The organism is Pseudomonas sp. NFACC56-3 (genome assembly GCF_900100025.1).
GTDB lineage: Bacteria > Pseudomonadota > Gammaproteobacteria > Pseudomonadales > Pseudomonadaceae > Aquipseudomonas > Aquipseudomonas fluorescens_AA.
The window spans coordinates 29,876-42,230 of sequence record NZ_FMTK01000008.1; the positions used below are offsets into that span (position 1 = coordinate 29,876).

Below are 12,355 nucleotides of genomic sequence, written 5' to 3' on the forward strand. Positions count from 1 at the left end.
GCTCCTAGGGTAGTGGAGCCGCCAGATATCGCTGCTAAACGAGAATGGTGGCGACTGTACGCGGGTTAGCAGACCGGGACCCTAGAACCCGGCAGACCCGAAGGTCTCCCACGCACAACCGCCATGGCATAGATGCGCAAGCGTTGAAGCCTGCTCATGCATGTGGAGAGCGTACGTCTAGGATGTCCAGGCTGCTAAACCCGATCGCTGAACTGACAGCGACCCGCAAACGTTAAAGCCCAGGCCCAAGGCGCACAAGCCGGCGGATTCTGGCGTAGTTGTGGGCAATGGCGCAAGGCTCCGTAGCCTTGGGATGACGGATTGTGGGAGTGGGGGTTTTTGTGTGTATATCCGTTATTTGGGTAACGGCTGCTTAGGGTTCCGCCCTTACGGCGGGTCACTTTTGAGAAGCGCAAAAGTAACCAAAACGCTTTATGCCCCACCACTCGGCACCTCGCCTAGGCTCGGTGTGCCCGAACGCAGGCATTGCTCCGTGGGCCCGCCGCGAAGGGCCATCCATGGCCCAGCGCGGCTATCCCGGCATCCATGCCGGGATGCCCACTCCACAATACCTGCGTTCGGCCAGCGTGGTTAACGGGGCGCCGAGATCAACGTCCGACGCGAGGCGGCCTTATAGCCGACCTGATTCTTGATGGGGACCGCGTTCCCCCTGTGGGAGCGGGCTTGCTCGCGAAGACGGCGGCACATTCAGCATTGATGCAAGCAGACCCACCGCCATCGCGAGCAAGCTCGGCTCCCACAGGGCTCGGCGGTGGACACTGATCCTATAAACGACCAAAAAACTGTGTGGGAGCACAGCTTGCTCGCGAGGCGGCCTGATAGCCGACCTGGTTCACCCAGTCGTACTCCGATCCAGTTGTGGGAGCGAGCCTGCTCGCGAAGACGGCGGTACATTCAGCATGGATGCAAGCAGGTCCACCGCCATCGCGAGCAAGCTCGGCTCCCACCGGGCTTGGCGGTGGACACTGATCCTATAAACGACCAAAAACCTGTGTAGGAGCAAAACTTGCTCGCGAGGCGGCCTGATAGCCGACCTGGTTCACCCAGTCGTACTCCGATCCAATTGTGGGAGCGAGCTTGCTCGCGAAGGCGGCACATTCAGCATTGATGCAAGCAGACCTACCGCCATCGCGAGCAAGCTCGGCTCCCACAGGGCTCGGCGGTGGACACTGATCCTGTAAACGACCAAAAACTGTTTGGGAGCCAAGTTGCTCGCGAAGACGGCGGTACATTCAGCATGGATGCAAGCAGACCCACCGCTATCGCGAGCAAGCTCGGCTCCCACAGGGCTCGGCGGTGTGCGTGAATACTGTGTGCCCTGAAGAGCACGGGTATCCCCACGCCAAGTTAAACCCGGAACCGTCCCACCAACGTCTGCAAATGAACCCCCAACCGCGCCAGCTCGGCACTGGAGGCCGCAGTTTCTTCACTGGACGAGGCTGTCTGCTCCGACACATCACGCACATTCAGTACGCTACGGTTGATCTCCTCAGCCACTGCACTCTGTTGCTCGGCCGCGGCCGCGATCTGCTGGTTCATTGATTGGATCGCCGAAACCGTGCGAGTAATGCTCTCCAACGAGCCTCCCGCGCGGCGGGTCAGTTCGACGCTGCTGTCGGTCAGGCTGCGGCTGTTGTCCATGATGGTCGCGACCTGTTCGGTGCCGCTTTGCAGGCCAACAATCAGTTCTGCGATTTCTTCGGTGGACTTCTGGGTGCGCTGGGCCAGGCTGCGGACTTCATCGGCCACCACGGCAAAACCACGCCCGGCTTCGCCGGCGCGGGCCGCTTCGATGGCCGCGTTGAGCGCCAGCAGGTTGGTCTGCTGGGCCACGGACTTGATCACGTCCAGGACGCTGCCGATCTTGTCGCTTTCGCGCTTCAACTCCCCCATGGCGGCGGTGGAATTGCCTACTTCCTTGGCCAGCCGCTCGATCTGGGCAATGGCCTCGCCCACCACTTTGTCACCTTCGCGGGCCTGTTGGTCGGCTGCGACGGCGGCTTCGGAGGCTTCCTCGGCGTTGCGCGCGACTTCTTGCACTGTGGCGGTCATTTCGTGCATGGCGGTGGCGACCTGATCGGTTTCCACTTTCTGGCTGTTGACCCCGGCGCTGGTCTGCTCGGTCACCGCCGAGAGTTGTTCGGCGGCGCTGGAGATCTGGGTCACACCTTCGCTGATGCCACCGATCAATTGTCGCAGGCCCACGGTCATGCTTTGCATGGCGCGTTGCAGTTGGCCCAGTTCGTCGCGACGGTCGGAGGTGAGGTTGTGGGTCAGGTCGCCGGCGGCGACGCGTTCGGCAACTTTCAAGGTCTCGCCGAGCGGGCCGACGATCTGCCGGGTGATGAACAGGGCAGCGATCACACCGAACAGCAGCGCCAGCGTGGCGGCTACGACCAGCAGCGTCTTGGCTTGGGCAACGTCGTGGTCACGCACGGCTGTCTGGGACACGGTCAGTTTCTGGCTGGAATCGATCAGAATCTGGCCCTGCTCAGTCATACGCTGGAGTGCGGCGGCGTTTTCGATTTGTGAATCACGGAACTGGGCGACCGCCGCGCGGTACAGATTGAACGAGTCGCTGGCCTGCTGCAGGTTGGCGGCGTGTTCCTGGGGCAATTCGTCTGGCAGGCGTGCAAGCAGTTTGAGGACGTTGTCGATGGCATCGAGGGCGGGTTGCTGGGCTTCGCTCTTGCCGCTGTAGGTGTAGCCGCGAACCTGGTAGCGGGCCTGCTGGATGGCCTTGCTCAGGGTGACCACGCTGTTGAACGGGGTGACATCGCCGGCTTGCAGCATCAACTTTTCAACTTCGGCGACGCGGGCCACGGCGTTGTCGGCGCTGGCGCCGAGTTTGCTGCGTGCATCTTCGCGGCTGACGGTAGCGCGGGTCATCTGGGCGAAGGCGCTTTTGTATTCGGCGACGGCAGCCAGTTGCTTGTCGATCAGCGCGACGTCGGCCGGCTGTTCGATCAACTCGCGAGCGGTTTTCAGACCGGCCTCGAGCTTGCCAAGCAGATCGTTGACCGCTTGCGGTCCTTTCTCGCCCCGCGTGGTGTTGTAGTCGATGCTGGCCAGGTTCAAGTCTTTGCTCAAGTCGTTGAGACTGGCAATGAACCCCAGTTTATCGCCCCGGCTGATGACATTACTCAGGCCGGACCAGCCGGTGAATGCGATCATCAAGGTGAGGAACAACACCAAGCCGAAGCCTACGCCGAGTTTGCGATTGACGCTTACATTTCCCAGACCCTGGGCAAGCCACCGGAACATGCTGATACTCCCTTGGAGCGTTGAATTGGTTTTATGGGATCTGTATCGGCGGCTTTGGCGGGATCTGTAGAAAATAGGTGCTGGGAGCTCCCTCGCCACAAAGATCATGTCTGTGCGGGGGTTGCCGGCTCAGAACAACCGGGCAAGCAGCGCCGTAACCGCGGTCTCGACCCGCAGGATTCGTTCGCCCAGTTGAACCGGTTGCAGGCCGGCCTTGCCCAGCAGGTCGATCTCGTAGGGAATCCAACCGCCTTCGGGGCCGATGGCCAAGGTCACCGGTTCTGTCAGCGCTCGCGGGCAGGGCGGGTGGCCGCCAGGGTGGCCGACCAGGCCGAGGGTGCCGTTGGCGATGGCCGGCAGGCGGTCCTCGACGAAGGGTTTGAAGCGTTTTTCGATGATGATGTCTGGCAGCACGCTGTCCCGGGCTTGTTCCAGGCCCAGGATCAGTTGCTCGCGGATGGCCTCGGGCTCGAGGAATGGTGTCTGCCAAAAGCTCTTTTCCACGCGATAGCTGTTGACCAGCACCACCCTCGGCACGCCCATGGTGGCGACCGTCTGGAATACTCGCCTGAGCATCTTCGGACGTGGCAGCGCCAGCACCAGGGTCAATGGCAACTTGGCCGGCGGCGGCTGGTCGAGGGTCACTTGCAGTTCGGCCTCGCGAGCTTCCAGGCGCAGCACCTGGGCCGAGCCCATCAACCCACCGATGCGCCCGACCCGCAGGCTGTCACCGACGGCACTGCGATGGACTTCCTGCATATGGGTCAACCGGCGATCGCTCAGGATGACGCGGTCAGGCCCGATGAAGTCGGCCTCTTCGAGCAGCAGCAGGTTCACGCTTGGGTCGCTGGCGGCTGGTCGTTGTGGTCATCGACCGGCTGGTCCTCGGGTTCTTCTTCCCGGCGCTTGCGCACCAGGCTGCCGAACAGGATGCCGATCTCGAACAGCAGCCACATCGGCACCGCCAGCAGGGTCTGGGAGAAAATGTCCGGCGGGGTCAGGATCATGCCGACCACGAAGCAGCCGATGATCACGTAGGGGCGGATTTTCTTCAGGTAGGCCACGTCGACCACGCCGATCCACACCAGCAGCACCACGGCCACAGGGATTTCGAACGCCACGCCGAAGGCGAAGAACAGCGTCATGACGAAATCCAGGTAGCTGCTGATGTCGGTCATCATCTCCACGCCCGCCGGGGTGGCGGCGGCGAAGAACTTGAAGATCAGCGGGAACACCAGGTAATAGGCGAAAGCCATGCCGGTGTAGAACAGCAGGATGCTGGACACCAGCAGCGGCACGGCGATGCGCTTTTCATGCTTGTACAGGCCCGGTGCGATGAAGCCCCAGATCTGATGGAGGATCACCGGGATCGCCAGGAACAGCGAGACCATCATCGTCAGCTTCAATGGCGTCAGGAACGGCGACGACACGTCGGTGGCGATCATTGTCGCGCCTACCGGCAGGTACTGGCGCAGTGGCGTGGAGACGAAGGTGTAGATCTGCTGGGTGAAGGAAAACAGCCCGGCGAAGATGATGAACACCGACGCGACGCAACGCAGCAGGCGGGTGCGCAACTCGGTGAGGTGCGATACCAGCGGCATCGGCTGGTCGTTTTCAGGAATATCGCTCATGGGGCTCGCGGCGGCAAAGTAGGATCGTTAGGCGCAGGGACAGCTGGGGGCGCTGTGTCCGCGACCGTCGGTGTCACTGGCGCCGGTTCAGCCACCGGCGCGCCACCTTCTGGCACTTGGGGAGCCACCGTCGGCTCGGCCTCAGGCTGAACTGGCGTCGGTTCCTGCTGGGTGGGCGTGAAGATTTTCCGCGCCTCCTGCTCCAGGGACAGAATGTGTTCGTTGTGCAGTTGCCGACGGATGTCGTCGGCACCGATTTCACGTTCAACTTCCTGTTTGATCGCATTGAAGCTGCGCTTCAGGCGCCCGATCCAGAGACCGGCGGTGCGCGCAGCACCCGGCAGGCGCTCGGGGCCCAGTACCAGCAGGGCGACGAGGCCGACGAGCAGCAGTTCAGTGAAGCTGATCCCAAACATTAGTCAGTGCTCACGAGTCTTTACGGATGGGCTCTTCGACTTTTTGGGCCTGCACGTCGATGGTATTCGGCGCATTCACAGGCTGAGTGGCCTGTGGATGTACCGGTTGGGTCGGTTGTGCGGGCTGAGTCTGGTTTGTCGTCGGATCGGCCGGTTTCTCGTCATCGTTCATGGCCTTGCGAAAACCCTTGATCGACTCGCCGACATCGGTGCCGAGGTTCTTCAGTTTCTTGGTGCCGAACACTAGCACCACGACGATCAGGATGACGACCCAGTGTTTCCAGTCAAAGATACCCATGTGGCTACTCCTCTCAAAAATGGATCAGGCGGACGGGCGCGAGGCTTTCTCGACGTGCCCGGACAGACCGAAGCGACGGTCGAGTTCATCCAGTACGGCCTGCGGATGCTGCCCCAGTTGGGCCAGCATGACCAGGCTGTGGAACCACAGATCGGCGGTCTCGTAGATCACGTCGCTGCAGTCGCCGCTGATGGCGGCGTCCTTGGCAGCGATGATGGTCTCGACGGATTCTTCGCCGACTTTTTCCAGAATCTTGTTCAAGCCCTTGTGGTACAGGCTGGCGACATAGGAGCTGTCGGCCGCGGCGCCCTTGCGCTCTTCCAGCACCTGGGCCAGGCGGGTCAGGGTGTCACTCATGGGTATGTCCTGAATAAATGGCATGCGGGTCCTTGAGCACCGGGTCGACGGTTTTCCAATCGCCGTTCTCGAAGACGCGATAGAAGCAGCTTTGACGGCCGGTGTGGCAAGCAATCTCACCGACTTGCTCGACCATCAGGATGATGACGTCGCCGTCGCAATCCAGGCGCATCTCATGCAGGTGCTGCACATGCCCGGACTCTTCACCCTTGCGCCACAGCTTGCCACGGGAACGTGACCAATAGATGGCTCGGTTCTCGGCGGCGGTCAGGGCCAGTGCTTCACGGTTCATCCAGGCCATCATCAATACGCGCCCGGTCTTGTGGTCCTGGGCGATGGCCGGCACCAGGCCGTCAGCGTCCCACTTGATCTCGTCCTGCCAGTTTTTCATCGTTGACTCCGACCATGGGCCGCGCACCTGACGTCGGCGGGCCCAGCGTTGAAACAGTGTGCCAGCGCGAATCGGTGCTGGCTATCGGCGAACGACCAGATACAGACCGACCGCCATCATGATACCCGCCGGCCAGTGACCCAGTTCGCTCAACGGCCCGCCGGTCGCCAGCACCGCGCCGCCGCCCAGGTGAGCCGCGCCAAGCAGGCGCAACAGCCAGTCGTCCTTGCGTCGCTGCCACGGTGGCGCCGGGTCGTGGGCGTGGGGTTGGGACATGCGTTCGAGCAGGTCGCGGGTCATGTTGGCCAGGTGCGGGATCTGCTCGAACTGGCTCTGCACGTTGCCCAGCAGGGTCCGCGGGCTGACGCGTTCGCGCATCCAGCGCTCGAGGAACGGTTGGGCGGTGTTCCACAGGTCGAGGTCCGGGTACAGCTGGCGACCGAGGCCTTCGATGTTCAACAGGGTTTTCTGCAACAGCACCAACTGGGGCTGGACCTCCATGTTGAAGCGTCGCGCGGTCTGGAACAGGCGCATCAGTACCTGGCCGAAGGAAATATCTTTTAACGGTTTTTCGAAGATCGGTTCGCACACGGTTCGGATCGCCGCTTCGAATTCGTTGAGCTTGGTCTCGGCCGGCACCCAGCCCGAATCGATATGCAGTTGGGCGACACGGCGGTAATCACGCTTGAAGAAGGCGAACAGGTTGCGGGCCAGGTAGTCCTGGTCCTCGGGGGTCAGGCTGCCGACGATGCCGCAGTCGATGGCGATGTATTGCGGGCTCCACGGTTGCACGGTGCTGACGAAAATGTTGCCCGGGTGCATGTCGGCGTGGAAGAAACTGTCGCGGAACACCTGGGTGAAGAAGATTTCCACGCCGCGCTCGGCCAGCAGTTTCATGTCGGTGCGCTGGTCGGCCAGGGTCGCCAGGTCGGTGACCTGGATGCCGTAGATGCGCTCCATCACCAGTACTTTCGGTCGGCACCAGTCCCAATAGACCTGCGGCACATAGAGCAGCGGCGAACCTTCGAAGTTGCGGCGCAGTTGGCTGGCGTTGGCGGCCTCGCGCAGCAGGTCGAGTTCGTCGTAGATGGTTTTTTCGTAGTCCTGGACCACGTCCACCGGGTGCAGCAGGCGGGCATCGGCCGACAACCGTTCGGCGGCGCGGGCGAGGATGAACAGCCACGCCAGGTCCTGGGCGATGATGGGCTTGAGGCCCGGGCGGATGACCTTGACCACCACCTCTTCGCCGCTCTTGAGCTGGGCGGCGTGCACCTGGGCCACGGAGGCCGAGGCCAGGGGCTCGACGTCGAAACGGCTGAACACTTCGCTGATCTTCTTGCCCAGTTGTTCCTCGATCAGCGCCACCGACAGCTTGGAATCGAATGGCGGCACGCGGTCTTGCAACAGCATCAGTTCATCGGCGATGTCTTCGGGCAGCAGGTCGCGCCGGGTCGAGAGGATCTGCCCGAACTTGATGAAGATCGGTCCCAGGTCCTGCAAGGCCAGGCGCAGGCGCGCGCCACGCGTCAGGTCCAGGGTTCGCCGGGGGAACCAGCGCCACGGCAGCACGAAGCGCAGCGCCAGGAGAAACCAGGGCAGCGGCAGGGCGAACAGCAGGTCATCGAGGCGGTAGCGGATCACGACGCGCTGGATGCGCAACAAACGGCGGACGGCAAGCAGCTTCATGCGTTATCGCTTGGTTTCAAGGGATCGGGAAAGGCGCTCGAAACGCGCCTCGAGACGTTCCAGGTCAAGCTTGACCTGGTCCAGTTCATCAAAACGGGCCTGGGCCTCGCGTTGGCCTACGAGGGTACGCGATTCTTCGGCCAGGTATTCACTCAGATTCTGTCCCAGGCTGGCGAAGCCCTGGCGATACCAGCGGCGGCGACTGTGCAGATGGCCGCTGAGCAACTGGGTCGCCACCGGGCCGATCCAGCGGGACACTTCATATTCCCAGTCCAGTTCCAGGTCCTGGAGAATCGCCGCCAGTTCCAGCAGCACGCCACTGTCGCCGTCGAGTTCGACTTCGGGGCTGTGCAGCACCGCGGTCTTGTCCTTGCCCAGGCCCAGGTTCAGCAGGCTCGAGGCCGGGGCGCGCAGGGTGCAATCGGCTTCGGCTTCCCAGTGGGCGGCGAGCATCAGGCCTTCGTCGCTGGGCAGGATGAACAACTGCAACGCCGGGTTGCGGCAGTCGACGGCGATCACCTTGCCGCTCAAGTGCGCCAGGCGCGCGAGCGCCGTGCTGTCCAGGCGCAGCACCCGGTTGATGCCGAGTTCGACGCTGGCGAGCAGGCCGGTGAGCAACATCAGGGCTTGATACCGCGGTGCAGGGCGACGATGCCCGCGGTCATGTTGTGGTAGGTCACGCGGTCGAAACCGGCTTCGACCATCATCGACTTCAGGGTTTCCTGGTTCGGGTGCATGCGGATCGATTCGGCCAGGTAGCGATAGCTTTCCGAGTCATTGGTGATCAGCTTGCCCATCAGCGGCATGAAGGCGAACGAGTAGGCGTCATAGGCCTTGGACATCAGCGCGTTGGTCGGCTTGGAGAACTCCAGCACCAGCAGGCGGCCGCCGGGCTTGAGCACGCGCAGCATCGAGCGCAGGGCGTCTTCCTTGTGGGTGACGTTGCGCAGGCCGAAGGCGATGGTCACGCAGTCGAAATGGTTGTCGGGGAACGGCAGCTTTTCGGCGTCGGCCTGGACGAACTCGACATTGCCGGCCACCCCCAGGTCCAGCAGGCGGTCGCGGCCGACCTTGAGCATGGACTCGTTGATGTCGGCCAGCACCACCTGGCCGGTCGGCCCGACGATGTGGGAAAACTTCTTCGTCAGGTCGCCCGTGCCGCCAGCGATGTCCAGCACACGATTGCCGCTGCGCACGCCCGACAACTCGATCGCGAAACGCTTCCACAGGCGGTGCATGCCGCCCGAGAGCAGGTCGTTCATCAAGTCGTACTTGGCGGCTACCGAGTGGAAAACCTCAGCGACTTTTTCCGCTTTCTGGCTTTCCGGCACGTTCTTGAAGCCGAAGTGAGTGGTGGGTTCGGCATCGCTGCCTTTGCGCTGATCAGTCATATCGCGGTCACCAAAAAAGAATGCGGGACATTCTAATCCCGGTGGAGGGCTTTGTCTTGGCAAGGCTGAAGGTAAGATGGGCCACCGCCGGGACGTTTTGACGCAGCCAGGGTCTGAAACGTTCAGGCAAGTCCCGATAAAACAGGAGTCACCCGATGGCCCGTATAACTGTTGAGCGTGCCCATGGCCTGGGCAAGGAAGCGGCGCGAGAGAAAGCCGACAAGCTGGCGCAGAAGTTGTCCGACAGCTATGGCCTGGAGCCGCATTGGGTGGGCGACACCCTGAAACTCAAGCGTTCCGGGGTCAAGGGCGAAGTGCATGTGGGCGAGGATTCGATCCGCGTCGACGTGGAACTGGGCATGTTGATGTCGGCCATGAGCGGCACGATCAAGACGGAAATTGAAAAGGCGTTGGATAAGGCGTTGGCTTGATCGACCAAAAGGGAGGTGAACGCAAAGCTGAAATTCCCCTCCCCACCCTGTGGGAGCGAGCTTGCTCGCGATTGCATTGTTTCAGTCACATCAAGGTTGGCTGACACTCCGCCATCGCGAGCAAGCTCGCTCCCACCGGGATAGTCATCGCCCTCCGGTTTTGTGTCAGTTGTTAGGGTGCCGTTTCTAATTATTGTCACTACTTTGTGCCTGAGCCCGTCCATGTGCGGGCAGTTCCTCAAACCTTTTTTCGAGTGAGGTGCACCATGGCCAAAGTTATTCTGAAGAAAAAAACCGACGTTGAATCTTCCACGCTCAGCGACGTGAAAACGTACGCGCGCAAGATCTGGCTGGCTGGCCTGGGCGCCTACACGAAGGTCGGCCAGGAAGGCAGCGGGTACTTCCAGGAGTTGGTTAAGGCTGGCGAAGTTATTGAAACCAAAGGCAAAAAGAAAATTGCCGGGAAACTTGAAGCGGCCAACAGCGAATTGATTGAAGCCAAGAGTGACGTCAATACTTTCAAGGCCCGGGTTGAAGTACAACTCGATAAAGTCGAGAAGGTATTCGATGCGCGTGTTGCAAGTGCCTTGAATCGTATCGGCATTCCGTCTAAACATGACGTTGAGACACTCTCTGCTAAGCTCGATGAGCTGACAGCATTGCTCGAACGTGTCGCGCGTAAACATTAAGGAGAACGGGATGGCTGGCAAAAAGATCACAGAAAAAGAGGGCAGCTCGTGGGCCGGGAAGATTGAAAAATATTCCCGCAAAATCTGGCTTGCTGGTTTAGGCGTGTACTCGAAGATCGACACTGACGGCAGCAAGCTCTTCGAGTCCCTGGTTAAGGACGGCGAAAAGGCCGAAAAACTCACCAAGACGGCAGTCGGCAAACAAGTCGATGCCGCCAAGGACTCTGCCGAGTCCGCCAAGTCGCGCATCGGCGGCGTGAAGGATCGGGCACTGGGTAAATGGGACGAACTGGAAGGGGCTTTCGACAAGCGCCTGAACAGCGCGATCTCTCGCCTGGGCGTGCCGAGCCGTAATGAAGTCAAGGCGCTGCACAGCAAGGTCGACACCCTGACCAAGCAGATCGAAAAACTCACCGGCGCCAAAGTCGCACCCGTGGCGACCAAGACGGCGGCGGCCAAACCGGCCGCTAAAACAGCAGCCAAACCACTGGCCAAGGCTGCGGCAAAACCCGCCGCCAAACCAGCGGTGAAAGCAGCGGCCAAGCCCGCGGCTAAAACCGCTGCGGCCAAACCTGCTGCCAAGGCGACGGCCAAGCCGGTAGCGGCGAAAGCGGCCGCCAAGCCCGCCGCCAAACCGGCTGCCAAGCCAGCGACCAAGACTGCTGCAGCCAAACCCGCAGCGGCCAAGCCAGCGGCTAAGCCTGCAGCCAAGCCGGCGGCAAAAGCGGCGGCCAAACCCGCTGCGGCGAAAAAGCCTGCCGTGAAAAAACCGGCCGCGCCAAAAGCCGCCGCGCCCAAGGCGCCAACCGCGGCCGCCAAACCGGCAACCCCGGCGAGCACGACGAACTCCGCCGCCGCTCCGACTCCGGTCGCCACTCCAGCACCCTCGGCGGCTCCAACGACGCCTTCCACCCAGTCCTGATTCTGCGGGACATGCAAAAACGCCCGGCCTGTGAAGGTCGGGCGTTTTTGTTTGTACACAGATCAATCTCAAACCTTGAAATCACCCGGAAAACAATGTGGGAGCGAGCTTGCTCGCGATAGCGGTGGGTCAGCAGTATTGATCTTGACTGATACACCGCAATCGCGAGCAAGCTCGCTCCCACAATGGATCTTCCACTGCTGGTCCTCAGTCATGCTCTTCCAGGTACCGCAACGCCAGCCGCTCCGTCGCCACCTTGGTCGCGGGCGGCAGGTGCGGCGCCACCAGCATCATGATCTGGTAGACCACCAGTCGAACCTCGCCCTCGCGGTCCAGGATCCGTTGGTAGTCCAGGGAGAACAGCAACGTCATGGTGATCTGCTCCACCAGTTGCCCCAGGGCCTGGGTATCGCTGACCAGCAAATCCTGGGCCTTGAGCTGCGCCAGCAGTGAGGCGAGGGTTCGCTTCAGGGCGTTGAGCAATTGACGGATGCCCTTGGCCAGCTTCGGCAGGCGCCCGGCCAGGTTCGACAGGTCCTGGAACAGAAACCGGTACTGGGCCAGGCGCTCGACGATCAAGTGCAGGAACAGCCAGTAGTCTTCCGGCGCCAACTGCGCATCCGCCGGTGGGTCCAGCAGCGGTGCCAGTTCGCTCTGGAAGCGCTCGAACAACCCGAGGATCAGCGGTTCCTTGCCATGGAAGTGGTAGTAGAGGTTGCCTGGGCTAATGCCCATTTCGTTGGCAATTTCCATCGTGGATACGTTCGGTTCGCCCTTTTCGTTGAATAATTGCAGGGCACATTCAAGGATGCGGTCGCGGGTTTTCATCCGGTCTTCTTAATGATCGAGTCGTGCCAC

The 12,355-nt window shown here is 61.5% G+C and carries 13 protein-coding genes and 1 pseudogene; 3 read left to right on the top strand and 11 right to left on the bottom strand.

Annotation, left to right across the window (positions count from 1 at the left end; translation table 11 throughout):
• Positions 1–1,368 precede the first annotated feature (1,368 nt).
• The 10 genes and pseudogenes from BLO80_RS13430 to ubiE form a co-directional block, all read right to left on the bottom strand.
• Positions 1,369–3,285, bottom strand: coding sequence for a methyl-accepting chemotaxis protein (locus BLO80_RS13430; RefSeq protein ID WP_092328806.1), 1,917 nt, complete (start codon positions 3,283–3,285; stop codon positions 1,369–1,371).
• 129 nt (positions 3,286–3,414) lie between these two features.
• Complete coding sequence (locus BLO80_RS13435) at positions 3,415–4,122, bottom strand: 16S rRNA (uracil(1498)-N(3))-methyltransferase (protein ID WP_092328808.1); 708 nt, start codon at positions 4,120–4,122, stop codon at positions 3,415–3,417.
• Positions 4,119–4,916: a twin-arginine translocase subunit TatC gene (gene tatC / locus BLO80_RS13440; protein WP_092203302.1), complete on the bottom strand. Its 798-nt coding sequence runs from the start codon at positions 4,914–4,916 to the stop codon at positions 4,119–4,121. Before tatC ends, BLO80_RS13435 begins: the two co-directional genes overlap by 4 nt.
• On the bottom strand, positions 4,913–5,332 hold the full coding sequence (gene tatB / locus BLO80_RS13445) for a Sec-independent protein translocase protein TatB (protein WP_092328811.1): 420 nt from the start codon (positions 5,330–5,332) through the stop codon (positions 4,913–4,915). Before tatB ends, tatC begins: the two co-directional genes overlap by 4 nt.
• A gap of 10 nt (positions 5,333–5,342) precedes the next feature.
• The gene (locus tag BLO80_RS13450) at positions 5,343–5,630 is read right to left on the bottom strand and encodes a twin-arginine translocase TatA/TatE family subunit (protein WP_092328814.1); all 288 of its coding nucleotides are present in this window, start codon (positions 5,628–5,630) and stop codon (positions 5,343–5,345) included.
• A 24-nt stretch (positions 5,631–5,654) separates the two neighbouring features.
• Positions 5,655–5,987, bottom strand: a complete 333-nt coding sequence (locus BLO80_RS13455; protein ID WP_003186671.1) for a phosphoribosyl-ATP diphosphatase — start codon at positions 5,985–5,987, stop codon at positions 5,655–5,657.
• A complete protein-coding gene (hisI, locus tag BLO80_RS13460) occupies positions 5,980–6,378 on the bottom strand; it encodes a phosphoribosyl-AMP cyclohydrolase (RefSeq protein ID WP_003196931.1) in 399 nt (132 codons plus the stop codon). Before hisI ends, BLO80_RS13455 begins: the two co-directional genes overlap by 8 nt.
• A gap of 81 nt (positions 6,379–6,459) precedes the next feature.
• Complete coding sequence (gene ubiB, locus BLO80_RS13465; RefSeq protein ID WP_092328816.1) at positions 6,460–8,064, bottom strand: ubiquinone biosynthesis regulatory protein kinase UbiB; 1,605 nt, start codon at positions 8,062–8,064, stop codon at positions 6,460–6,462.
• Positions 8,061–8,685: pseudogene (locus tag BLO80_RS13470) on the bottom strand (SCP2 domain-containing protein). The gene ubiB and the pseudogene BLO80_RS13470 overlap by 4 nt, the downstream one beginning before the upstream one ends.
• Positions 8,685–9,455: a bifunctional demethylmenaquinone methyltransferase/2-methoxy-6-polyprenyl-1,4-benzoquinol methylase UbiE gene (ubiE, locus tag BLO80_RS13475; RefSeq protein WP_003196937.1), complete on the bottom strand. Its 771-nt coding sequence runs from the start codon at positions 9,453–9,455 to the stop codon at positions 8,685–8,687. The pseudogene BLO80_RS13470 and the gene ubiE overlap by 1 nt, the downstream one beginning before the upstream one ends.
• A gap of 155 nt (positions 9,456–9,610) precedes the next feature.
• Between ubiE and BLO80_RS13480 the strand changes: the two genes are divergently transcribed.
• The 3 genes from BLO80_RS13480 (at position 9,611) to BLO80_RS13490 (ending at position 11,497) form a co-directional block, all read left to right on the top strand.
• On the top strand, positions 9,611–9,886 hold the full coding sequence (locus BLO80_RS13480) for a polyhydroxyalkanoic acid system family protein (RefSeq protein WP_092328822.1): 276 nt from the start codon (positions 9,611–9,613) through the stop codon (positions 9,884–9,886).
• 266 nt (positions 9,887–10,152) lie between these two features.
• Positions 10,153–10,575: a phasin family protein gene (locus tag BLO80_RS13485; protein WP_060739572.1), complete on the top strand. Its 423-nt coding sequence runs from the start codon at positions 10,153–10,155 to the stop codon at positions 10,573–10,575.
• A gap of 10 nt (positions 10,576–10,585) precedes the next feature.
• Complete coding sequence (locus BLO80_RS13490; protein ID WP_092328824.1) at positions 10,586–11,497, top strand: phasin family protein; 912 nt, start codon at positions 10,586–10,588, stop codon at positions 11,495–11,497.
• A 207-nt stretch (positions 11,498–11,704) separates the two neighbouring features.
• Here BLO80_RS13490 and BLO80_RS13495 read toward each other — a convergent pair whose 3' ends face one another.
• On the bottom strand, positions 11,705–12,325 hold the full coding sequence (locus tag BLO80_RS13495; RefSeq protein WP_092253156.1) for a TetR/AcrR family transcriptional regulator: 621 nt from the start codon (positions 12,323–12,325) through the stop codon (positions 11,705–11,707).
• Positions 12,326–12,355 lie beyond the last annotated feature (30 nt).